Annotated in this window: 21 protein-coding genes and 1 pseudogene; 10 read left to right on the forward strand and 12 right to left on the reverse strand. The window is 41.4% G+C overall.

Annotated features, from left to right (window positions below; genetic code table 11):
- Positions 1-424: pseudogene (locus AC559H_RS20765) on the reverse strand (hypothetical protein); the annotation flags it as partial.
- Between the two features lie 71 nt (positions 425-495).
- On the opposite strand from AC559H_RS20765, the gene murJ reads away from it, so the two are divergent.
- Entirely contained in the window at positions 496-2,109 is a 1,614-nt protein-coding gene (gene murJ, locus AC559H_RS20770) for a murein biosynthesis integral membrane protein MurJ (RefSeq protein WP_026795072.1), read from the forward strand.
- 45 nt (positions 2,110-2,154) lie between these two features.
- Here murJ and AC559H_RS20775 read toward each other — a convergent pair whose 3' ends face one another.
- From AC559H_RS20775 to AC559H_RS20795, 5 genes are all read right to left on the reverse strand, one after another.
- Positions 2,155-2,763 (reverse strand): DedA family protein, encoded by a 609-nt coding sequence (locus AC559H_RS20775; protein WP_026795071.1) that lies wholly within the window; start codon positions 2,761-2,763, stop codon positions 2,155-2,157.
- 97 nt (positions 2,764-2,860) lie between these two features.
- The gene (gene ahcY, locus AC559H_RS20780; protein WP_026788284.1) at positions 2,861-4,138 is read right to left on the reverse strand and encodes an adenosylhomocysteinase; all 1,278 of its coding nucleotides are present in this window, start codon (positions 4,136-4,138) and stop codon (positions 2,861-2,863) included.
- A gap of 235 nt (positions 4,139-4,373) precedes the next feature.
- The gene (dcm, locus tag AC559H_RS20785) at positions 4,374-5,309 is read right to left on the reverse strand and encodes a DNA (cytosine-5-)-methyltransferase (RefSeq protein WP_051319463.1); all 936 of its coding nucleotides are present in this window, start codon (positions 5,307-5,309) and stop codon (positions 4,374-4,376) included.
- 235 nt (positions 5,310-5,544) lie between these two features.
- On the reverse strand, positions 5,545-5,763 hold the full coding sequence (locus AC559H_RS20790) for a hypothetical protein (protein WP_026795069.1): 219 nt from the start codon (positions 5,761-5,763) through the stop codon (positions 5,545-5,547).
- The gene (locus AC559H_RS20795) at positions 5,760-7,592 is read right to left on the reverse strand and encodes a S8 family peptidase (RefSeq protein WP_026795068.1); all 1,833 of its coding nucleotides are present in this window, start codon (positions 7,590-7,592) and stop codon (positions 5,760-5,762) included. The genes AC559H_RS20790 and AC559H_RS20795 overlap by 4 nt, the downstream gene beginning before the upstream one ends.
- 153 nt (positions 7,593-7,745) lie before the next feature.
- Here AC559H_RS20795 and AC559H_RS20800 point away from each other — a divergent pair, with 153 nt between their 5' ends.
- From AC559H_RS20800 to msrB, 5 genes are all read left to right on the forward strand, one after another.
- Complete coding sequence (locus AC559H_RS20800; RefSeq protein ID WP_026795067.1) at positions 7,746-8,165, forward strand: hypothetical protein; 420 nt, start codon at positions 7,746-7,748, stop codon at positions 8,163-8,165.
- A 111-nt stretch (positions 8,166-8,276) separates the two neighbouring features.
- Entirely contained in the window at positions 8,277-8,783 is a 507-nt protein-coding gene (locus AC559H_RS20805; RefSeq protein ID WP_026795066.1) for a hypothetical protein, read from the forward strand.
- 52 nt (positions 8,784-8,835) lie between these two features.
- Positions 8,836-9,729: a hypothetical protein gene (locus AC559H_RS20810; RefSeq protein WP_026795065.1), complete on the forward strand. Its 894-nt coding sequence runs from the start codon at positions 8,836-8,838 to the stop codon at positions 9,727-9,729.
- Positions 9,730-9,841: 112 nt separating this feature from the next.
- Positions 9,842-10,300, forward strand: coding sequence for a DUF2996 domain-containing protein (locus AC559H_RS20815; protein ID WP_026788277.1), 459 nt, complete (start codon positions 9,842-9,844; stop codon positions 10,298-10,300).
- Between the two features lie 174 nt (positions 10,301-10,474).
- Entirely contained in the window at positions 10,475-10,876 is a 402-nt protein-coding gene (gene msrB, locus AC559H_RS20820; protein ID WP_026788276.1) for a peptide-methionine (R)-S-oxide reductase MsrB, read from the forward strand.
- 62 nt (positions 10,877-10,938) lie between these two features.
- Here msrB and AC559H_RS20825 read toward each other — a convergent pair whose 3' ends face one another.
- The 3 genes from AC559H_RS20825 to AC559H_RS20835 form a co-directional block, all read right to left on the reverse strand.
- Entirely contained in the window at positions 10,939-11,862 is a 924-nt protein-coding gene (locus AC559H_RS20825; RefSeq protein WP_036831259.1) for a DMT family transporter, read from the reverse strand.
- Between the two features lie 205 nt (positions 11,863-12,067).
- On the reverse strand, positions 12,068-14,386 hold the full coding sequence (gene glgB / locus AC559H_RS20830) for a 1,4-alpha-glucan branching enzyme (protein ID WP_026795063.1): 2,319 nt from the start codon (positions 14,384-14,386) through the stop codon (positions 12,068-12,070).
- A 190-nt stretch (positions 14,387-14,576) separates the two neighbouring features.
- Positions 14,577-15,266: a glutathione S-transferase family protein gene (locus AC559H_RS20835; RefSeq protein ID WP_026795062.1), complete on the reverse strand. Its 690-nt coding sequence runs from the start codon at positions 15,264-15,266 to the stop codon at positions 14,577-14,579.
- Positions 15,267-15,479: 213 nt separating this feature from the next.
- Between AC559H_RS20835 and AC559H_RS20840 the strand changes: the two genes are divergently transcribed.
- The 3 genes from AC559H_RS20840 to AC559H_RS20850 all read left to right on the forward strand — a co-directional run bounded on the left by AC559H_RS20840 (position 15,480) and on the right by AC559H_RS20850 (position 19,107).
- Positions 15,480-16,061, forward strand: coding sequence for a hypothetical protein (locus AC559H_RS20840; RefSeq protein WP_051319462.1), 582 nt, complete (start codon positions 15,480-15,482; stop codon positions 16,059-16,061).
- 99 nt (positions 16,062-16,160) lie between these two features.
- Positions 16,161-18,116, forward strand: coding sequence for a peptidoglycan D,D-transpeptidase FtsI family protein (locus AC559H_RS20845; protein WP_026795061.1), 1,956 nt, complete (start codon positions 16,161-16,163; stop codon positions 18,114-18,116).
- A gap of 37 nt (positions 18,117-18,153) precedes the next feature.
- Positions 18,154-19,107, forward strand: a complete 954-nt coding sequence (locus AC559H_RS20850; RefSeq protein WP_026795060.1) for an Hpt domain-containing protein — start codon at positions 18,154-18,156, stop codon at positions 19,105-19,107.
- Positions 19,108-19,134: 27 nt separating this feature from the next.
- Here the strand turns inward: AC559H_RS20850 and radC are convergent, their stop codons facing one another.
- On the reverse strand, positions 19,135-19,866 hold the full coding sequence (gene radC / locus AC559H_RS20855) for a RadC family protein (RefSeq protein WP_026795059.1): 732 nt from the start codon (positions 19,864-19,866) through the stop codon (positions 19,135-19,137).
- 318 nt (positions 19,867-20,184) lie between these two features.
- Complete coding sequence (locus AC559H_RS20860; protein WP_026798585.1) at positions 20,185-21,027, reverse strand: MOSC domain-containing protein; 843 nt, start codon at positions 21,025-21,027, stop codon at positions 20,185-20,187.
- 192 nt (positions 21,028-21,219) lie between these two features.
- Here AC559H_RS20860 and AC559H_RS20865 point away from each other — a divergent pair, with 192 nt between their 5' ends.
- Positions 21,220-22,086 (forward strand): XDD3 family exosortase-dependent surface protein, encoded by an 867-nt coding sequence (locus AC559H_RS20865; protein WP_026798586.1) that lies wholly within the window; start codon positions 21,220-21,222, stop codon positions 22,084-22,086.
- 297 nt (positions 22,087-22,383) lie between these two features.
- Here the strand turns inward: AC559H_RS20865 and AC559H_RS20870 are convergent, their stop codons facing one another.
- Positions 22,384-22,938, reverse strand: coding sequence for an Npun_F5560 family protein (locus tag AC559H_RS20870; protein ID WP_026798587.1), 555 nt, complete (start codon positions 22,936-22,938; stop codon positions 22,384-22,386).
- Between the last annotated feature and the right edge of the window lie 115 nt (positions 22,939-23,053).

Here is a 23,053-nt window from a genome sequence, read left to right on the forward strand (position 1 = left end):
AAGATTTCGTTCTTGTATCAGGGGGGGTTTGAGGATATTGTTCCGGTTCTTCTCTCCCCCCTTTGGTAAGGGTGGGTTCAAGATATTGTTCCGATTCTTCTCTCCCCCCTTTGGTAAGGGTGGGTTCAAGATATTGTTCCGATTCTTCTCTCCCCCCCTTAACAAGGGGGGGCTGGGGGGGGTCAACCTCCGAATTTAACTGAATTAACTCCCAAGTATAGGGATATTTGCGGGTTTTACTGGGGCTGTAGGACACCATCACCGGGTTTCCAGGGATACAAACCCCGGTCATCGGCCCGGTATTCGGACAATGGGCGGTGATGACCTCCCCGGAGGTTAACTGAATATCCGCTAAAAATCGTTTATAGCGTTTGAGCAAAACTCCAGACTCCAGGGGCGGATAGCGATACAAATAAGAATCCATGAGCAATAGGTTTGAATAGTGGTCAATTCCGATTAAACTAGGGTTTGGATTTTAACCCCTGTGGATATTCCGTGTCAGAAGAACCTAAACGCTCTCGTTCATTAGTAGGAATTGCCACTATTGTTGCAGTTGCTACCCTAATTAGTAAAGTATTTGGCTTAATCCGTCAACAAGTAATGGCGGCGGCTTTTGGTGTGGGGCCAGCTATTGATGCTTATAATTTTGCTTATGTTATCCCCGGATTTTTATTAATTTTATTGGGTGGAATTAACGGCCCGTTTCATAGTGCAATTGTTAGTGCTTTAGCAAATAGAGAGCGAAAAGATGCAGAAGCATTAGTCGAAACTGTTTCTACATTAGTCGGAATGGTTTTATTAGTCGTAACGGTGGGGTTAGTAATTTTTGCTACCCCATTAATTGATTTAATGGCTCCGGGTTTAAGCCTAACTCCAGAAGGAATAGCCACCCGAAATATTGCCATTGAACAGTTAAAAATTATGGCTCCGATGGCTTTATTTGCTGGTTTAATTGGGATTGGATTTGGTACACTGAATGCGGCGGATATGTATTGGTTGCCGTCTATTAGTCCTTTGTTTTCTAGTGCGGCTTTAATTTTAGGATTAGGGGTTTTAATTGGGATTTTAGGGGATGAGGTAGGTAGTCCTAAATATATGGTTTTAGGAGGGGAAGTATTAGCTTGGGCGACTTTGGCGGGGGCGGTTTTACAATGGATTATTCAAGTTCCGGCGATGTGGAAATCGGGGTTAGGGACTTTAAGACTACGATTTAATTTTAAAATACCGGGATTAAAAGATGTGATGAAAGTGATGCTACCCGCGACTTTATCATCAGGAATGTTACAAATTAATGTCTATACGGATTTATTTTTTGCTTCTTATATTCCTCAAGCTGCATCGGCTATGGGATATTCTGGATTATTAGTTCAAACGCCTTTAGGAATCATTTCTAATATGATTTTGGTTCCTTTTTTACCCGTTTTTGCTCGTTTAAGAGATCCTGAACAATGGCCAGAATTAAAAGATCGGATTCGTCAAGCGTTAATATTAACAGCTATTACTATGTTACCATTAAGTACATTAATGGTAGCTTTAGCCTTACCGACGGTGAGAATTGTTTATGAACGTTATGCGTTTAATTTACAGGCGTCGGAGTTTGTGGCTTCGGTTTTAGTTGCCTATTCCGTGGGGATGTTCTTTTATTTAGGACGGGATGTATTAGTTAGGGTATTTTATGGTTTAGGAGATGGACAGACTCCTTTTAAAGTTAGTATTTTTAATATTTTCTTGAATGGGTTATTGGATTTTATGTTAGTTAAATCTTGGGGTGCGCCGGGTTTAGTCTTCGCAACAGTTGTGGTTAATATTGTTTCCATGGTGATGTTTTTATGGCTATTACATATAAAATTAAATGGTTTACCCTGGCGGGAGTGGAGTTTACCATTTTTGGGATTAACATTTATTAGTCTAATTTCTGGGTTGGTGAGTTGGGGAACATTACAAGGCTTAAGAATTTTAGCCCTCGGTGATAATTTTGGGTTTTTATTACTAGAATTAGTGCTTCCGGGGATTATCGGCCTAATTGTTTTTATGGTATTAATTCTATTTCTCAAATTACCCGAAGTGGATTTATTAGTCTCCCGAATTCGCCAACGGTTTCAAAGATAATTAAACTGATAACTGAGGGAGGAGACGCGCCGTGGCACGTCTCTACTATTCGGCGCTTTTTCTCATGTTTTTGCGAAGAATCCAAAGTCCAAAACCAATGACTAAAATTAATAACACAATCTTAGAAACCGGGCCCAAATATTCATCGACTAAATCGTAATGGTCTCCCAATAAATATCCGGCTCCGGTTAAAAAACTTACCCAAAGCGTTGTGCCAATGGTAGAATAAATAATAAAGGGAATTAACGGCATATTATTCAAACCCGCAGGTAAAGAAATTAAGGTTCTTACCCCAGGAACTAAACGGCATAAAAAAACGGCCATGCCGCCATATCGAGTAAACCAATTATTGGCTTTATCAATATCTCTACCGGACACCGTAATCCATTTTCCGTACTTATCCGCTAACTGTTTTAAACGTTCTTCTCCAAAGAATTTACCAGCATAATACCAAGGAAATGCTCCTAATATTGTTCCGACAACTCCCGCTACAATCGCAGGGAAAAGTTGCATTTCTCCCCTGGATACAGTAAAACCCGCTAAGGGCATAATTAACTCAGAGGGAATAGGTGGAAATAGATTTTCTAAAAACATTAATAACCCAATTCCTAGATATCCCAAGGAACTCATAGTATTAGTAATCCATTCAGTCATAATCTTTTTTAAAATTAAATTGTTAACATCAAAAACCGGGTTTCAGGTTTAGAAACCCGGTTTAGAGAGTAGCTCAAAAATCTACATCAGAAACAATTTATGTTCCCGATGTCCAAGAGTTGACATACTCAATTTGTTCAGGAGTCAAGCTATCAACTTTAATCCCCATGGCATCCAATTTCAAACGGGCAATTTCTTTGTCAAGATTCTCAGGAATAGAATGAATTCCCGGTTCCAATTTACCTTGGTTTTTCACCAAATGTTCACAAGCTAAGGCTTGGTTAGCAAAACTCATATCCATCACCGCGCTAGGATGTCCTTCGGCCGCCGCTAAATTAATTAAACGACCTTCTCCCAATACCACAACGGATTTACCGTTTTTGAGTTTATATTCTTGGGTAAAGTTACGAACTTCTTTAACTTCCGTGGCTTTTTCTCCCAAGGTTTTCAGGTCAATTTCAATATCAAAGTGACCGGAATTACAAACCATGGCGCCATCTTTCATGACGTCAAAATGTTCGCCGCGAATAACGTGCTTATTCCCAGTCACAGTAATAAATAAATCTCCCACCGATGCAGCTTCATCCATCGGCATCACCCGGAAACCATCCATCACCGCTTCAATTGCCCGCACCGGGTCAATTTCGGTGACAATCACATTGGCGCCTAAACCTCGTGCCCGCAGTGCGGTACCTTTTCCGCACCAACCATAACCAGCCACCACAATATTTTTACCCGCTAACAGGACGTTAGTAGCGCGAATAATTCCATCTAAAGTTGATTGACCAGTACCATAACGGTTATCAAAGAAATGCTTAGTATCGGCATCGTTGACATTCATGGCGGGGAAAGTTAAAACCCCATCTCTCAACATCGCTTTCAAACGCACAATTCCGGTGGTGGTTTCTTCCGTTGTCCCAATCAAGTCGGGGATTTGGTGTTGACGTTCTTGAATTAAAGTAGCCACCACATCGCTACCATCATCAATAATAATATTAGGACGATGATCTAAAGCAATTTGAACGTGGCGAATATAGGTTTCGGCGTCTTCCCCTTTAATCGCATAGACCGGAATTCCGTAGTCAACAACTAAACTCGCTGCAACATCATCCTGGGTAGACAGAGGGTTACTGGCAATTAACACCGCATCGGCGCCACCCAATTTTAAGGCAATGGCTAAATGGGCCGTTTCCGTCGTAACGTGACAACAGGCGGCTAACCGCAGACCAGCAAAGGGTTTTTCTTTGGCAAAGCGTTCTTGAATCAGGCGCAGAACAGGCATTTCACGGCCAGCCCATTCAATCCGTTGTTTTCCTTTCGGCGCGAGGGAGGGGTCTTTAATTTCGTAGTTGATACGGACAGTTGTTGCAGTCATGTTTTAGTTGTTTCCTAGACAGAAATTATTTTCAGTTTCCGTGAGAATACTTAGGTTATCCGGCACACAGGGCCTAACTCAAGCATTCTGTTGGTGACGTCCCTATGCAACCTAGGGTTCCTCGTCAAAATTAGTGATTGTTGCAATTTATTAACATAAAGCCTAGCGCGAAACTTGTCATTAGGCCAGAGGTGACACAAAAACCCGATTTCTTCGTGTCTTCGTGCCTTTGTGGTCACTTCAAATCTATAGCAAAATTTTCTATCGTATTTAATAAGCAATTCATCACAATTTCTACACAAGAAACGGCCACACTATTGCCAATTAACCTGCGAAAAGTAGAATAGGAACCCAATATTTTAAATTCATCGGAAAACCCTTGCAAACGCAGCATTTCTCGCTCGGTTAATCTTCTTTCTCCATTGACTAATAAATAATTATAGGATGCCCCGGCTCTTAATGCACAGGAATAGGGATAAGCACTAATATGACCTGCTTTATTTTCATGCCAAATTGTCGGTTCAGTATGGGTTTTACCCTGATATTTAATTAAACGATTATTACGGATTTTTTCCGAAGCATAATAAAAGTCTGAAACCTGCGGTTCTAAAATATCGCTTAAGGGTTTCATCGGTATTTTTTGAATTTCCCACTGAAACGGTAAAGATTGACGATAACCGACAATAAAAATTCGTTCTCGCTTTTGGGGTAATCCACAATTCAAAGCATTTAATACTTTATATTCAACAGTATAACCTAATTTTTCTAAAACTTCAATAATAGATTTTAAAGTCTTTCCTTGGTTATGTCCGACTAATTGTTTGACATTTTCTAGGATAAAATAATTAGGTTTTTTATTAGCTAAAATTCGAGCAATATCAAAAAACAACGTTCCTCTGGTATCTTCAAACCCTTTAAGCTGTCCACAAATACTAAAGGGTTGACAGGGAAACCCCGCTAATAAAATATCATGTTCGGGGATATCTTCGGCTTCAATTTGGGTAATATCTCCGGCGGGTTGTTCTCCAAAATTCATCTGATATATTTTTTGGGCATCGGGGTCAATATCCGAGGAAAAAACACATTCTGGATGAATATTTTTAGCAGTTAATACTTGATTAATCGCAATTCTAAATCCTCCAATTCCACAAAATAAATCAATATATCTCATTAAGTAGTTGCACAAAATAAATTACCTAGTTGAGAGAGGGAACACCGGAACAGCCCCCCCAAACCCCCCGTGCACGGGGGGCTAGGGGGGGAGGGAACAGGGTGGAAGATGTGTAATTAATTTTGTTTAGGTACTTACTAATTTCCATGTTCAGTTTCTTTGAAAATCCTCCCAAATATTAGGTCACTAACTCCCCAATTAAAATCAGGAGGATTTCCCTGTTATGGCTCAATAATTAAGCCGTTTCAAAAGATTCTATTTCTAACACAGGGCCAATCATTGCCACGGTCATAATATCATCTCGAATTTCACCTTTAATGGTGACTTTTAATCCCGATTTTTGCAAATCTTTAGGAGGATTATGGAGTTCATAGGTTTTGCTATCGCTGACCAATGCCCAGGTTCCAGAACCAAATCCCTTGCGTTCAATTGTACCTGTTACTGTAATACTCATATTGCGTTCACCTGAGTTTTAATCGCTAAACGAGCTAACCCAAAACATAACAAAGCATTGGTAACTAAAAACAATTGAGAGACGAAACCTGTGCCTAATCCCCAAACAGTAGGAGATACTATTGCACTAATTCCTAAACAACTTGCTGTTCCAATTGTTATTCCAATCGCTACCCATTTCCACTGGGGATGTCCCAGGAATAATAGGATTAAAATTACTGGAATTAATACACTAGCAAAAATGGGATTTAAGGTAGAACTTCCTTGAATTGCTCCCCCTAATTCGGGGAGAGAACTACCCATCATTCGCATCGGCCATTGGGGTAAATCAAAGATATAGAAACCCCGCAGGAAAAATAAACCACTACTTCCAGCAACTAATCCTCCAGCCAAAGACCAACCCCATTGAAACGGAAAATAATTTCTCAGAAACCAAGCTAATAAATAGGAACCCAAAACCATCGCTAATTTAGGTAATAATGCTACCGCCCCGCCATCAACCCAAAACCGAGGACTCAGATAGCCATTATCGCGTAACCAACGAAAGAAATCTCGGAAAGTAATTTGTCCTTTTAATGCCATTTGTACAGCATTTGTAGCATCTAAATGACCCGCCCCAAAATGATTTAGGGGGTCTTCTGCAACTTTGCGGGCAGATTCTTTGAGAATATTAATTACTTGATTTGGTTCGGTAACTCCACTAGCTTTAATTAATGCGGCTACTCCAGCAACGTGCGGCGCCGCCATACTTGTACCTTGAAAAGCCGCAAAAACCGCCTCACCCGTTGCCGGGTCAATGGTATTTTGTAGGATACCTCCGACTTGATTTTCCCCTTCAATTAATCCTCCAGGGGCGGCAATATCAACCCCAGCCCCAAAATTAGAATAGGGGGTTTTATTTCCCGCCGCATCTAACGCGGCTACACCTAAAACTTTAGGATAACGGGCAGGATATCCGGCGCAATTTTCCCCGGAATTTCCCGCCGCGCCAATAATTACAACTCCTTTAGAATAGGCATAATCAATGGCTTCTTGCATTAAGTTACTTTCGCCACCACCACCTAAACTCATGTTAATTACATCGGCGTTATGGTCAGCAGCAAATTTAATCGCTTCGGCAATATCAGAAATCGTGCCTCCGCCCCCGGAACTTAATACTTTTAAGGGCATAATTTTGGCTTTATAAGCAATGCCTGTTACACCATAATTATTATTAGTTGATTGGGCAATAGTTCCGGCAACATGGGTTCCATGTCCGTTATCATCAAAGGCTTCAATTTTATCATTTACAAAATCATAGCCTTCGACAAATTGAGTCTGTTCTAAATCGGGAACTAGACTAACTCCGCTATCAATAATGGCAACAGTAACTCCTTCTCCCTGGGTTTCACTCCAGGCTCCTTCTAAATTAATACTGCGAAAATTCCATTGTTTTCCATATAAAGGGTCATTGGGAATTGCATTTGCCGTATCATAAATAATCGCAGCTTGGGAATTTCCTCCTGGGATTTCGTCAGCACTATAGATATAATTGGGTTCAATAAATTCTGTTTGTTTACCCAAAGATTTTCTCAAGGATTTGAGTAATTTAGCATCCCCTCTAACCACATAAACGTTATCTGCTTGGGAAAATTCACTATTGAGATAGGGAACAATTTGATATTGTTCAGAAATTGACCGCACTTGATTGGCAATTTCTGATTGCCCTAAAGATTCCTTAAAATCAAGTACGATACTATCATAACTGCCTTGATTAGCAAGACCGGAGAAGTTAGAAACTGCCCAGCCCAAACCAATTAAAAATAAGCAGAATAGGAAAAATTTTTTCATAGTTTTTCAAAAGTTGAGGTTGATGATAGGTTAACATCTAAACCTAAGAAACCCGGTTTCTTGGGTCAGAACATACAATCTTGTTTCTATTCTATCTATCATCCTCAAAATAGAGGATCATAGATCCTAAATTAACACACAGAAAAAACTATTATGGAACGTGGTTTATTGTGGCTTCCCCTGCTGGCGGTATTTATTAGTTTAGCTTGGTCGGGTTGGAATGAATACCAAAAATTGGAGGCCTATCAAGCCTGGGCGACCCATTTTGATAAGGCTAAATATGACATTTATGCGGTCTTGGGCCTCAAGGAAACCGACCTAACCTGGGGAAAACCCACCCGCAAAGGCCCGATTAATTTAGAAACCTTTTCTCTCAAACAGGTGGAGTCCTTGGGGTTATTAGTGGAAAATCAGGCCGTTGACCCGAATATTCCCCCAGAAAAAGGAAAAGCGATCGCGTTAGAATTTAGATTCACCGATACTGCTAAAATTGTCCAAATTCCCTTTACTGAAATTTCTCTAGCCGTCCGATGGTATAAATATCTTCAATCCTTTATGAAGTCAAACTTGTAGAACTTCTGGCTTCTCCTTTCCTCTAAAAAGCTTATACTAGGGGAAATAAGGGTTATTTTCCCCAACTATAGGGGAATAATCGCCGATTTTTACCTTTTTTTTGCCTAAAGTATGAATTTTAAACAATTACCTAAAGTTTTAATCGCCTTAACCCTAGCAATGTCGTTATTAATATCGGCTTGCGGGGGCAAAGCTTCTACACCTCCGTCGGGGAATCAATCTGTTAATAAATCTGCCCCAACTACTGTGGCACAGAAAGCTGTTTCTGGCAGCCAATTTAATAAGTTTTTCCCCAAAGGTCAAGACGGTTATCAGGTTGTTTTTGCTCAGGAAAAAACTGGTTTTGCCGAAGCTAAATTAAATCAAGGCGGGCAAAATGTAGCCATGCTTTCGATTAATGACTTGGCTAATAATCCCAGTGCGGCGACAAAATATCAACAAAGTAGTAAAACTATTAGTGGATATCCGGCCGTTACTCAAGGTAAAAATACTACGGCTATTTTAGTGGCAAACCGCCATCAAGTCAAAGTCCAATCTCGGGCAGAATCTTTTACCGCCAATGACCGAGAAGAATGGATTGGAAAATTCAATTTGAATGGGTTATCCCGAGTCAAATAATATTAGTTAGCATTTCTATCAACAATAACTGCACTATTTTAGGAGATTTACTGTGAGCCAATCTATCACTCAATTAGTTGATGATTTACCGACAGGTGGCGTTACCGTCATGGTTTTACGCGGGTTAGACTTTGTAATTCCTGGTCAATGGAATAATTTAGTAGGGTTTGAAAATACAGTTAAAACTATTACCGGAGAAGATGACCCCGCCTATATTCAACAGGTCAGTGAACGGGCTTTATGGCTCTATAATGACAAAAAACAAGAACAAGATTATCAACGGGCATTATGGTTATATCAAACTATTGATAGCACTGGAACGGCTTTAGGAGCAGCAGCTTTAGCCAATAAAATCGGAGAAAGTGTCAGCTTTTTAGGCTTCTTAAATCAATTAACCCCCAAACCAAATAAAGCCCAAGCGATTGATTTATCCCTAAAATTAGTGGCGGAATTAGTGGGATTTTGTTTAATTAATGGTATCCCAGGTGATAGTATTGGGGACTTTTTAGCTGCATTAGGAGATTATGGCGGAGAATCTTTAATGCGGATGACGGCGTTAGTTTGTTTAGATGGTTTAATTCCTTTGGGGCCAGATTTTATTAGTTCGGCGTTATCAACAATTGGAAACTTAACCCCGAAAGAATTAGAACAAAATGAAGGCTTTAAAAAGATTAATGATGTCATTCCTGGGGATAATTCTGAAGGAAAATTACAATTTATTCAAGGAAGTTTTGATTCCGTCAAGGGTTGGATGGGAGATTTTGTTTCTCAACATGATTTAACCCCGGAAAAAGTAGTTAAAAACCTGCAAGGGTTTGTCGATATTACCAATGATAAGTTAGATTATGTTGCTGCATTTTTGGACATGACTACTAACTATTATACCCATACCGGAACTCAAACCTTAGCCCGTCGTTTAATTGAACGAGCCGCCGCCGAAATTTAACTAAAAAAATCAGGGGTAGGGTTTTCCCTCCCCTGCACAGCAATCAATCATCCGTTAAAATAGCTTGAATATTCTGGTAAATTGTTGTTGAAATTAAAGTAAGGAAGTCTCCATGTCTGAAGAAACAAAACCCAACCCTGAAGCCACCCCAGAAACACCAGGCGAAAAACCTGAAGCCCAGAAGAAAGCCAAAGCCCCGGCATTAGAAGATAAACCTTTCGGTGAGTTTATCCAACAGGACTATATTCCCGCCTTACAAAAAGCATTAAATAGTCAAGGTGTTGAGAATTTAGACCTCAAATTTGCCAAAGAAAAATTGCCTTCTAGCTTAGGAGAAAATCAAGATTGTTGGCAAGTAGTTGGTCAATGGCAACAGGGAAAACGACAGTTTAATGTCTATTTTCCCAATGAAGATATTAGTTCTTTAAAGTTATTTACCTGTGCTTTAAACGGGATTAAACCTTCTACAATTGAGCCATTTTTAGGAGATGAACGAAAAATCAACCTTGATTTATTAGTGTTTGGCGTAGTTCAGCGTTTAAATGCACAAAAATGGTTAACTCGTAATTAAATATTAGGGAACAGCCCCCCCAACCCCCCGTGTACGGGGGGCTAAATAGGGAGCAGCCCCCAACCCCCCCGTGTACGGGGGCTAAATAGGGAACAGCCCCCCAACCCCCCGTGTACGGGGGGCTAAATAGGGAACACTGGAACACCGGAACAGCTTACTTTACTAGAGGTCTTAATGATGGATAAAATCAAGAAAACCGATGCCGAATGGAAACAACAATTAACCGATGAACAGTTCTCTGTAACTCGCAAAAAAGGCACGGAACGCGCATTTACAGGAAAATACCATGATAATAAAGAAAAGGGTATTTATAAATGCGTTTGTTGTGGCACGGAGTTATTTACTTCCGAAACAAAATTTGATTCGGGAACCGGATGGCCGAGTTTTTCGCAACCTATCAAAGAAGATAATATTAGTTGCAAAAGTGATGTCAGTTTCTTCATGCGTCGAACTGAAGTTCTTTGTGCGGCTTGTGATGCCCATTTAGGTCATGTTTTTGATGATGGCCCCAAACCCACCGGACAACGCTATTGTATGAATTCTGCGGCGTTAAATTTCGAGAAATCAGAAGGTTAATTCTGAAATAATAACCGGGTTTTTTGGGAAATATTCACCCAACCCGGTTTAATAATTTCCTATTATGTTTTTTTTCCTAATGCAATCATCATCGAACCTGTAACTATAATAATCGCTCCTATCACAGCAAAAATAGTTAAATTTTCCGGTTCAATTAAATGGGGAAATAATACCGCAATACTATCAACAGAAATCAGGGTAATAATCGGAGCTAAGGCTAAAACAGCACTGACCCTTGAAGCTTCCCAATGTTCTAAAGATTCGGCAAAACACCCATAAGCAATTAAGGTATTAAGTCCACAAAATAGTAGGATTAATACCTGAAATGGAGTGAGGCTAAAAATTGCGGTAGGCGTGGCTACGGGTAAATATAAAATCGTGCAGCTTCCATAAATAAATGCCATAACTTGAGAGGAGGAAAGGGATTGTAATAGTTGTTTTTGAGCTAAGGCATAAATTGCCCAGCATATAGCTCCAATTCCTAGTAAAAAACTTCCCCATAAATATTGATTAGAAGCAGTAACTAGCACTTTTAATTGTTCATTAAAAAACAAACTAAATCCCAAGGTTAATACCCCTAACCCTAACCATTGTAAGCGAGTATAATGTTCTTTAAAAATAACTAATGCTCCTAATCCCATTAAAACCGGAGATGTTTGAATTAAAACTTCAGCATTAGTGGGAGAAGTTAAGGCTAAACCCTGCACAAATAGGATATAGTTACCTGCTAAAAATATTGCGGCGATTCCTAATAGACCCCAAGGAATTAAACGGATTGTTTCTGGATTAGGAAGTTGTTTACGAATGGTTAAATATCCGCCTAACAGGACAAAAGCAATGAAAAATCGATACCAAGTTACGGTATAAACATCTAAACCTTGTAAAATAATCGCTAATGCTAACGGTAGAATCCCCCATAAAAATGCTGTTAATAGTGCTAACCCTAGCCCTAAGCGCCATCGTCCTGAAGTTGCATGAATTGACATTGTAAGATTTTAAACAATCTGATTCTATTATAATAGAAATTTAATTAAAATAACGATATATAACCTAATTTAAAATTGATATAATTTAAGAATTTATTTTTATAAAAATGCTTTTCTAATTAATTTTTTATCCTATAAAAATTGAAGCGATCGCCACTTTTAAAAAATAGCGATCGCTGTTTTTCATCAACTCAATTCAAGCTAACTATGCCTCTAAAGCAGGAACTTCCACCGCAGTAGCTTGGAGGGCGGCTTCCGTTTTCGGTCGGTCTAATTTGAGCACTAAAACTCCCAAAGGTGGTAAACATAAATCCAAGGAATGAGGATAATTATGGAACCACCATTCATCCGTCCATTTACCCCCTAAATTCCCCATATTACTGCCACCAAATTCACCGGAATCACTATTGAATATTTCGGTATAGAATCCCAATTCAGGAACACCGACGCGATAATGACTATGGGGTTGGGGCGTAAAATTACAGACCACCACCACAAATTCTTCTGGATCTTTTGCCCGTCGAATAAACGACACCACACTGTGACGAGTATCCGTACAATCAATCCATTGGAACCCAGCTTCAGCAAAATCCTGTTCATACAATGCAGGTTCACTGCGATACAGTCCATTCAAAGATTGGAATAACCGTTTAATCCCTTGGTGGGCGGGATATTGCATCAATTCCCATTCCAAAGTCCCCCAAGCATTCCACTCTTGACGCTGACCAAACTCCATTCCCATGAACAAAGTTTTCTTACCCGGGTGAGTAAACATATAGGTAAACAAACACCGAACATTAGCAAATTTTTGCCAATCATCCCCCGGCATTTTGTTAGCAATACTACTCTTACAATGCACCACCTCATCATGGGAGAGCGCCAACATAAAGTTTTCGCTGTGGTGATACCAAATACTAAAAGTGATGTTATTTTGATGGAACTGACGGAACCAAGGGTCCATGCTGAAATAATCCAACATATCGTGCATCCATCCCATATTCCATTTCAGGTTAAACCCTAACCCGCCAACGTAAGTGGGCCAGGACACCATCGGCCAGGAAGTTGATTCTTCTGCAATGGATAACGTCCCCGGATAGTAACTAAACAGAACATGGTTAGTTTGACGCAGGAAATCCGCCGCTTCAATATGTTCGCTACCGCCGTATTCGTTGGCGACCCATTCACCATCGGGACGTAAATAGTTCAGATACAGCATCGAGGCGACCGCATCCACCCGAATTCCATCAATATGATACTTGTCATACCAGAATAGGGCGTTACCAACCAGGAAATTACGAACTTCGTTGCGACCATAGTTAAAGACTAAGGTTCCCCATTCTTTATGTTCGCCTTTGCGGGGGTCAGCGTGTTCATAAAGGTGGGTGCCATCAAAGAAGGGTAAACCATGTCCATCTTTAGGAAAATGTCCCGGAACCCAGTCCACAAGCACCCCAATACCATTCAAATGGCATTGATCGACAAAATACATGAAATCTTCGGGACTGCCAAACCGGGAAGTCGGGGCATAATATCCGGTGACTTGATATCCCCAAGATCCATCAAAGGGATGTTCAGCAATCGGTAATAATTCAATATGGGTAAAGCCTAATTCCTTGACGTAGGGAATTAACTGATCCGCGAGTTCCCGATAGGTTAAAAAACGACCCCCTGGATCAAGCTCAGTGGCTTGTACAGCAGGTTCAACGGTGCCATCAGGTAAAACATGGGGTTGATCAAAAGGAGCGCGGTTCCAAGACCCTAAATGGCATTCATAAACTGAAATCGGGGATTTTAGGGGATCTTTATGACGTCGTTCCTCTAACCAATCTTGATCGCGCCATTGGTAGGCATCCAAATTGGCAACAATGGAAGCGGTTTTAGGGCGAACTTCTTGATAAAACCCGTAGGGGTCAGTTTTCTCATAGATATGTCCTTCCCAGTTTTTAATTTCATATTTGTAATGTTCACCCACTCCGAGTCCTGGGACAAACATTTCCCAAACTCCATTGCCCAATTTCCGCATTTGGTGTTGGCGGCCATCCCAATTGTTGAAGTTACCAATAATGGAAACGTTCCGTGCACTGGGAGCCCAAACGGCAAAATACACCCCAGCCACGTCATTGACGGTCATTAGGTGGGCACCTAATTTTTCATAAATCCGGTGGTGGTTCCCTTCTGCAAACAGGTGGACATCTACATCGGTAAATTGGGCAGAACGGAAAGCATAAGGGTCATAAACCACCTTTTCATGTTCCCCTTCTTTGACTCGCAGTTGATAGTTGGAGAGTTCATGAGTCTCAATGATGCACTCGAAGAAATGGGGATTATGGACGGACTGCATGGGGTATTCCTGTCGTTGTTCGGGCAACAGAACCCATGCCGCCTCCGCATTAGGGAGGTATGCTCTTACTACCCATACCGTTTTACCCTCGTGTTCAATTTGATGGGAACCCAACACTTCAAAGGGATCTTGGTGATGGTTCCAAACAATCTTATCAATCTGATCAATTGCGATGGTCGTCATGGATTCTACTGCTCTACGATTACAAAACAGGTCTAATACGGATGGGAATGGTGCTTCAACTTACATTTTTAGGGCGAGGAAACCTCTCCCCTACCCTCCGCATTTTCGGGAAAATCCTACGCTGACGCGAGGTTTAGATTTGGGATAATGGTACTAGATTTTGAACGTATATTCGCACTTTCCCCATTTCCTACTTCCTCACTTCCCCTGCATCTTGTAATCCCGGCGGTAAAGGTTCACTGCAAATATTGTGAATTTCGGTAATACGGTCAAATATCCAGGGGTAACTTTGGCGGTATTCGGGAATTAAGGCCAGGGGACTGAGCAATGCCGCAGCAGCAATATCCGCAATACTGATGCGATCGCCTACTAAATAGGGCCGTTCTTTCCAGACTTCCAACACCTCAAAAGCCTTTTTTAAGCGGGTTTTGGCCAGTTCAACGGCAGCCGCATTAATCTGATATTGCCAACACACAACCCGAATTACCAATAAACTCGATAGGGACGGATCAATTTGTTTCCCCTCTCCAGACCGAAACTGATAATAAACAAATCGAGTGGCTGTGCCAATACTTTCATCTAACCAATCTTCTAATAATGCGGCTTGGGTTTGTAGGTGGGGATCAACAAAAAATAAGGGGGGATCAGGATAATTATGCTCTAAATACTTAAAAATTTCAGTGGAGTCGGCGATCGCCTGGGGTTGACCTTCTATTTGGGGTAATAAAACCGGAACCGTTGTCAGTCCCGTTAGGGGTTTGAGTTTCAGGGTATGAAGTCCGGGGGTGAGATTTTCCACTTGATAAGAAATCCCTTTATACCCCAATGCTAAACGGGCTTTTCGACAATAATGGGACGTACTAAACTGCAATAGGAGCATAAAAAACTAAAATGGATTGAATTAATATACAAAACTGAAATTTAACAATATTTTAGGTTTTTTTGTGATTAGATAGTTACTAAGTTAGATTGATCATTTAAAGGTTAGATTTTTTGGCTGAGGATGATTCCTAACGACGCCGACTTTCCGATCCCCCCTCGCCGTTCCCTTTCCCCCCACCGTTGATCTCAAGTCAAGATAGGTAAATTTAGTATGACTGTTGCGTTCAAATCGACACCTTCTCCTAGACGCAGAACTTCTAGTCCCGTTGATCTTCCTTGGGTACAAAGTAAGGTTGTTCCCTTTGATCAGGCTCGGAAAAAACGGGTTAAAGCCTCCTTGACAAATGCTGTACCTTTGGTTCATCCCCCTTCCTCCCTGCCGAGATCAACTGTTGTTAAAGCCCTCCCTAAACCTCAACCCAAACCTTTATGGCTTGGTTCTATAATTGCGGTACAAAAGGTTTCATCGGTTATCACCTCTTTGATTATTGGTTCAACTTTAACCGTTTATGGGTTAACGGTTTATGGAGAGTCGAGTTGGACACAGGAATATCCCAGATTAGAAAAGTTACGAGCCACGGAACAACAACTACGGACGGCTCAAGAAATGTTAAAAAATGAAATTGCAATCACCGCCGACGGGCCCACCACAGGTCTTGTGGTTCCCCAACCTGGTGATATGATTTATGTTGAACCGGCGAAACCCCGTCCCCACCCCTCTCCAGAACCCAATACTGTGATCGAATTAGATCCTGTTCCGGTGTCCACAGTAAAAAGACCTTTAGGATATTAAATGGTCATCAGTGTAGAGACGCCGCCCTGGCGCGTCTGTAACAGTCATTAGTTAACAGTTAACAGTAATCAGTTATTGATTGGTATTGAGTAAGTTAGTATGGCTTCTTCAGACTATTCTTCGGGTTCTCGTTTTCAACGACAGCGTTCTTCTCCTGGTCAGCGTGGGCGAAAAAGAACCGTCTGGGGAGGTAAAGGTCAAAATTCCCCATCTCGGAATTCAGGTTCTACTCCTTTAAGGAAAAGCTCGGTTGATCTTCCCTTTGTAGCCTATCCTAGAAAGCGCGATCGCTCTGCCCCAGTAAGAGCCGATCGCAGGCGTTTAATATTAGTTTGGTTATTAATATTAGGGGGAATTGTTGGTCTATCCCTGAATTTATTTCGTTTACAAATAGGTCAAGAATCTTCCTTCCTAAAAGCACAGGCTTTATCTCAACAACAACAAAAAATCCTACCGTTTGTTCCCAGACGTTCAATTACCGATCACAAAGGAGATATTCTGGCTTTAGATCAGCGAGTTTATACCCTTTATGTTCACCCTAAACTCTTTAAACAAACTCCCAATGAAATTGCCGAAAAGTTAGCCCCTGTATTATTGCGAGAAGATTCAACTACCCCACTCAAGAGCGAACTTTTAACCCTATTTGGTACATCTCCAAGTGGAATTAAAGTTGCAGATTCAATCTCCGAACAAGTCGCCAATCATATCCAAAATTTGGGATTAGATGGATTAGAACTATTAGAAAGTCGTCAACGACTTTATCCGCAACAGGAAAACACCGCAGATGTTGTGGGTCATGTCAATCTTGAAGGTAAAGGTCAAGCTGGAATTGAATATAGTCAGGAAAACTTACTAGAACGTACCATGCCCTCCTTGTCCTTTCAACGGGCTGCTAATGGTGCTTGGGTTCCTGAACGAATCGCCACAGGGTTTATCCCCATTGATGATTTAGAATTAAGGCTAACAATTGACTCCTCCTTACAACGAGTTGCCCATCAAGCCCTCCAGAAAAGCCTTAAAGAATACAAAGCCAAACGGGGAACAGTAATTGTCATGGATGCCACCGATGGCTCCGTACTAACCATGGCCAATGAACCGACCTATAATCCGAATCAATACTATAAATTTGACTTAGAACGGTTTAAAAATTGGGCCTTAACGGATCTTTATGAACCCGGTTCAACCTTCAAACCAATTAACGTTGCTTTAGCCTTAGAAGCAGGAGCAATTAAACCGGATACTGTTGTTAATGATCAAGGTCAAATTCAAGTTGGAGGTTGGCCGATTCAAAATGCCGATGGTTCCGCTCGAGGCGAAATTAATATCACCGATGTGGTCAAATATTCCAGTAACGTGGGCATGGTGCGAATTATGCAACGGATGGAGCCGGAGGTATTTTATGAAGGCTTAAAACGTTTGGGGTTAGGAACAACCATGGGCATTGATTTACCCTTTGCTGCCACCAGTACCCTAAAATCCAAAGAACAATTTGTTTCCGCCACCATTGAACCCGCTACCACAGCTTTTGGCCAAGGATTTTCCATTACTCCCATTCAGTTAGCCCAACTCCATAGTCTTTTAGCCAATGGCGGTAAACTGGTAACTCCCCACGTTGTTCAAGGGTTATACAACAGCAAAAGCCAACTCTATTGGAAATTGCCCCTGAGTGAACCGGAACAAGTGTTTTCATCTGAAACAGCTAATTCCGTTTTAAAAATGATGGAAACTGTGGTTAAAGAAGGAGGAACTGGAACCCAAGCCTCCATAGAAAATTATCGGGTTGCTGGCAAAACCGGGACGGCTCAAAAAGCATCGGCTGATGGAGGCTATTCTTCTAACGCCCTCATTACCAGTTTTGTCGGAATTTTAAGTGTTGACCATCCCCGTTATGTGGTGGTGGCGGTGGTGGATGAACCCTTAGAAGGTCGCGCCGGAGGAATTGTGGCTGCACCCATTGTGAAATCGGTGATGGAAGCACTCATTCATCTGGAAAAACTCCCCCCCTCAGATATTCCGGTTGACCAATCACAGATCAACTCTTACACTGATAACTGATAACTGATTACTGATTCAAGGGTTTAGGAGGGCTGCTGTGCCAACAAACCAAGACCAAAAAATCTTTGCTATCTTCATGGAAGAGGCTGAGGAGCGTCTCGAAACCCTGCAAATGGGGGTAACAAAGCTCCCCGCAATTATGGCCGATCCAGACCGGGAAGAAGTGGCCTCTATCTATCGGGCGGCTCACTCCATTAAGGGGGCGGCAGCGATGTTGATGGAGAATATGCCCAGTCTGGCCAGTATTAATAAGGTGTCTAAACGCCTAGAAGATTGTTTTAAGCTGGTTAAAGACACGCCTTTAAAAATTGATGCCACAACTCAAACCCTTTATAGTAAGGGGTTTGAAGTATTGAAAAATCTTATTGATCGAGCCGCCAGTCCCGCCGGACTTTCAGAAGAAATAGGGGAAAAAATTCTCCAGGCTTCTCTACCTCTGTATGACAAGTTAGAAAACCACTTGAAGGATTTAATTAGTGGTAAGGTAGCCGTGGCAACTCCAAAAGCGACAACACCAACAGCTACAGCAACACCTGGGGTTGCCAATGCCGTTAATCAAGTGATGACGGTTCTCAAACCGATGTTGCAGGGATTTAAACAGGCGGACTCCCCGGAAACTCGTAAACAATTGGCGGGTTTATGCGCTCGGTTAACGAAGGTTGGGGTAGGAATTGAACCCTGGCAAACATTAGTTAAAACGGCCCATGGTGCGATCGCAAATCCTAAAAATTCTTTTAAGGTTTTAGCGACCCCAATTATTAATGAGTTAAAGCAAGGAGCCGAACTCTTACAAGCAGGAAAAGCCAGTACCATTGCCCCCAGTGCGGCTTTATCTTCCTTGGCGGGTGCAAAAGCCACCGCTAAACCCGCGACTCAAGAAATCACAATTCCGGCTGATCCGAAAGAGGTAGTTAAAGTTCTATTAAAAACCTTTAATAAACAACAATTACAAGCGATCGCTCAGTTGTTAATTAAGCACGTTAAATCCTAAAACAGAAAACAACAAAAGGGTAAATTTTTACTCCGCTTGGGGATATTCTTCCCATAAAGATGTGGTAGTTCTTAAACTTAAATAATTACCATTTCCTAAAATAATATGATCTAAAATCGGGATAGACAAAAGTTGTGCCCCTTGCAACAATTGACGAGTTAAAGTAATATCTGCCGCACTGGGTTCAACATTCCCCGATGGGTGGTTATGGGAAATAATCACCCGGGTTGCGCCGCTTTTTAAGACTTCTCTGAAAATATCCCTAGGATGGGCGATGGTTTCCGTTGCACTTCCAATCGTAATTACTTGAGTTCCCAATAGACGGTGTTTAACGTCTAATAGCAACACCGCAAAGCGTTCTTGGGGTTGCCACATCAAATCATGGCTTAAGGCATCTGCGGCGGCTTGGGGGGTCTCAATAACGGCTAAATCGGGGGGTTTGGACTGAAAAACCCGTTTTCCCAACTCAATGGCCGCTAGAATTGTGGTGGCTTTTGCTGGCCCAATACCATGAATTTGAGTCAATTCATGAACCCCAATATCCCGCAATACCGCTAGGGGATCTCGTTGATGTTGACCCAACTGATTTAAGATATATTGTCCTAAACCAACGGCCGATAATTTCCCCTTTCCCTGACCTGTTCCTAACAAAATTGCAATCAATTCAGCCGTGGCTAAATTTCTGGAACCAATGGCCATCAGTCGCTCGCGGGGACGCTCATCACTGGGTAAATCAGCAATTCTCAGGCTATAGGTCATTTAGGCTACACCCCACCAACGCAATATTTAGTATTAAATTTTACCCAATTTTTTCCATAATTTCAAGTTCAATAGGGCGTTAAGTTACCTAGGATTAGCCGTTTCTATCAGATTAGTCTCAGTATTTCTGACTCGCACTTGTAACAAAAATTCACTATAGTGCTAGGGAACACCGGAACACCGGAACACCGGAACAGCCCCCCCAAACCCCCCGTGCACGGGGGGCTAGGGGGGGAGGGAACACCGGAACAGTAAGCTGTGAAATGGTTTCAGAATTTACAAATGTCCTAACTGTAATGCGTAGTGCTATAGAACGCTTTAATAGGTTTCCACGACCTCAACAATATCTCCGACATGAATTGTCCCGGTATTCCTAGGAATAATATTCATACCAAACATAATCCCACCTGGTTGTTGTCGAAAGGTAGCTAGGGTTTTTAAAGGTTCTTTTAATGGATTACGTTCCCCAATATTTTGATCTGTTGTTGTTACAATACAACGGCTACAAGGTTTGACTAAATCAAAATAAACCTCTCCAATTAATATCACTTTCCATTGATCTTCAATAAAAGGTTGATCTGTATCAATCACAAGATTAGGTCTAAATCTATTCATCGGAACTTCTTGTGATGATATTGGATAGATTTCTGATAGTTTTCGGTTTAATTCAGCTAAGGAAGCAGTATTAGTTAATAAACAAGGATAACCGTCGGCAAAACTTACCTGATTATTAATATTAACAGCATAATTCGGATCAACAGATCGAATAAAATTAGGAGATTGTCGCACTAACCGAAACTGGAATTGATTATCTATTTTTAAAGCATTTTTCAACCAATCAGCAACCTCATCCCCTTGATCAATTGCAATAGTTTCATCTCTCCAAACCTGTACAGTTTTGGAAGTTCCTATTAATATAGGTTGCAATTGAAAAGGTTTAATTTCCCGATCCTCAACGGATAATTCTATTAATTCCCCTGACTGTTGAACTTGAATTTTTGCTAATTGAGGATGAGTTCTCTGGGTAACAAACTGACCGGATTCATCAACCCACATAAATTCCCGATCCCAGTCTAACCCTTTAAGGGTTACTTCCCCTTGGTTCAGGGCTATTTTGCCACAGGATTTAATCGGATAAATAAATAGTTCAACCAGATTCATAATTTTTGCTGGGTTTTATATATTTCAAGTAGGTTACTAAAATTAAAAATACCTATACAATCAGGCTTTAAGCCCCTTTACAAATACTTTACAAATTAAGGCGTTTTCAACATCATATCTTTAACACCCATCCACTATAGTGTATTTATCGAAAGGAAAAAGATTAAACCCGAACCACCCAGGAGTAAACTTATGAAAACTTCAACACTGAAAAAATTAATCGGAACGACATTAGCCAGTCTTTCCTTAATATCCGTGAGCGGTCTTCCGGCGATGGCTGGACAACTCCACAATGGATGGAATTATGGAATTGATTCCTTTAACGATGGCTCTGGCGGTGAAGCCTTTAATATCAGAGGAATTGCAATTAAAGAAACCAGCAATAGCATTTTTGTTGCCCTCACAGGTGGAATGCCTCTGACGGGTGTGAGTTACGGCGGAGCAGCCGATGGAAATATTGGTTGGGGAGATTTATTCTTAAACTTTACGGGCAAAAACTTCACAACCGCTAGTAATCAAAAAAGCTTATTAGGAGTTCGTTTTGCGGGAACAAATGACTCCAAAGTTGCCACCACAGGTTTATATGGGAACGTCAAAGGTGCCAACGTTACACTTGATAATTCCGGCTACAGTAGCTTAAAACAGTATTACGATCATGGATTTGATAGCGCCGATACCCAAGGTACTGACATTGCTACAAAAGCTGCTGCTTACAATTATTTTGGTGAAGGAACAATCCTGAATGTGATTGACTCCGGTGCGAAGAAATTAGGTGGTATTCAAAGTCTGTCCGCTGCCTCCTTAACGGGTCAAGGACTTAACTTTGGATTCTTCGGTGCTAGTGGAACACAAACCCTTGGTTTTAGCCTTAATAAAGCCGATTTAGGGCTCGCCGATGGCAAATATAACTATATGGCTAGTCTGTTCCTAGAATGTGGTAATGATGGTGTTTCTCTCGCTGGTGGAGTTTCTGTTCCCGAACCCGGTAGTCTTGCTGGTTTAGCTTTGGTTGGTTTAACTTTACTCGGTGGTAGCCGACTGAGCAAACGTCAATCTTAATCCATCAGAACGGAGGTTGATACTTGAATTAAGATTAGGTGAATTCGGGTGCAACTTTGATGCTTTCAACTGATATGACTGAAAAACAATTAAGGGGCTATTCTTGATCAAGAATAGCCCCTTAAATTTTATAGCAACCGCCAAGGCATTTAGGATAAAGACGGATCTTGGAACCCAGACAGTTAAGTATTTTCCCCATGTTCCCTCCCCCCCTAGCCCTGCCGTGCACGGGGGGTTTGGGGGGGCTGTTCCGGTGTTCCCCGCTATAATAGGGGATAATTTTTAAGCTATCAATAATCAAGCATTACCCAAAGTTGGAATCTCAACCGAACCCGAACCCCGACCCTGAAAACTCGGTAAATCCAAGCCACTGGGACGGCGACTTTTCTGAGCTAAACGATAGCTGACACTTTGTAATTCTGCATTAAGTTGTTTATTTTCCCGTTGAAGTAATTCAACTTTTTCCATTACTTCGGTTAGACGTTCTGAGAACTTTTGACGATAGACTCCGGGTAACTCTTGGACGACCTGTTCCAACATTCGAGAACGGTCTGTTAACTCCTCAACTGACTGTCTGAGTTGATAGGCTTCCGTATCTCGTTCGGCTATTTGTCCTTGATAAAACTTAACTTGCTGCTCCATCTCTTGAAGTTGTTCTCGCAAGGCTACCATTTGAGCTTGATGACGCTCAGAAACCTCTGGGCTGGGTAATAAGTTAGCATCTCCTTTGACCAAACGGAATAGTTCCTGAGATAACTGCTGAATCAACTGTTCCCGCATTTGTAGCTCCTCGTTCAAACGAGTAACTTCAGCTTGTAACTCCTGTGGCGTTTGACTTTTGAGTTGGCTCACGGTGACTAACGGCTCCTATAAATTTATTTTGTATATGTGTCTCTAAAATATCTCTGTTGTTCCCAATCGGCAATAGCTAAGAAAACCGGGTACAACAATAACAGGGGTCAAGAGT

The sequence above is a fragment of the Planktothrix prolifica NIVA-CYA 540 genome (assembly GCF_963864145.1).
Classification (GTDB): Bacteria; Cyanobacteriota; Cyanobacteriia; order Cyanobacteriales; family Microcoleaceae; genus Planktothrix; species Planktothrix agardhii.

Excerpts from the sequence above, each read along its gene's own strand:
- AC559H_RS20860 (WP_026798585.1), bottom strand. The coding sequence starts at position 21,027 with ATGAATCTGGTTGAACTATTTATTTATCCGATTAAATCCTGTGGCAAA.
- AC559H_RS20815 (WP_026788277.1), top strand. The coding sequence starts at position 9,842 with ATGTCTGAAGAAACAAAACCCAACCCTGAAGCCACCCCAGAAACACCA.
- AC559H_RS20835 (WP_026795062.1), bottom strand. The coding sequence starts at position 15,266 with ATGCTCCTATTGCAGTTTAGTACGTCCCATTATTGTCGAAAAGCCCGT.
- AC559H_RS20805 (WP_026795066.1), top strand. The coding sequence starts at position 8,277 with ATGAATTTTAAACAATTACCTAAAGTTTTAATCGCCTTAACCCTAGCA.
- dcm (WP_051319463.1), bottom strand. The coding sequence starts at position 5,309 with ATGAGATATATTGATTTATTTTGTGGAATTGGAGGATTTAGAATTGCG.
- msrB (WP_026788276.1), top strand. The coding sequence starts at position 10,475 with ATGATGGATAAAATCAAGAAAACCGATGCCGAATGGAAACAACAATTA.
- AC559H_RS20865 (WP_026798586.1), top strand. The coding sequence starts at position 21,220 with ATGAAAACTTCAACACTGAAAAAATTAATCGGAACGACATTAGCCAGT.
- AC559H_RS20775 (WP_026795071.1), bottom strand. The coding sequence starts at position 2,763 with ATGACTGAATGGATTACTAATACTATGAGTTCCTTGGGATATCTAGGA.
- ahcY (WP_026788284.1), bottom strand. The coding sequence starts at position 4,138 with ATGACTGCAACAACTGTCCGTATCAACTACGAAATTAAAGACCCCTCC.
- glgB (WP_026795063.1), bottom strand. The coding sequence starts at position 14,386 with ATGACGACCATCGCAATTGATCAGATTGATAAGATTGTTTGGAACCAT.
- AC559H_RS20845 (WP_026795061.1), top strand. The coding sequence starts at position 16,161 with ATGGCTTCTTCAGACTATTCTTCGGGTTCTCGTTTTCAACGACAGCGT.
- AC559H_RS20790 (WP_026795069.1), bottom strand. The coding sequence starts at position 5,763 with ATGAGTATTACAGTAACAGGTACAATTGAACGCAAGGGATTTGGTTCT.
- AC559H_RS20825 (WP_036831259.1), bottom strand. The coding sequence starts at position 11,862 with ATGTCAATTCATGCAACTTCAGGACGATGGCGCTTAGGGCTAGGGTTA.
- AC559H_RS20800 (WP_026795067.1), top strand. The coding sequence starts at position 7,746 with ATGGAACGTGGTTTATTGTGGCTTCCCCTGCTGGCGGTATTTATTAGT.
- radC (WP_026795059.1), bottom strand. The coding sequence starts at position 19,866 with ATGACCTATAGCCTGAGAATTGCTGATTTACCCAGTGATGAGCGTCCC.
- AC559H_RS20795 (WP_026795068.1), bottom strand. The coding sequence starts at position 7,592 with ATGAAAAAATTTTTCCTATTCTGCTTATTTTTAATTGGTTTGGGCTGG.
- AC559H_RS20840 (WP_051319462.1), top strand. The coding sequence starts at position 15,480 with ATGACTGTTGCGTTCAAATCGACACCTTCTCCTAGACGCAGAACTTCT.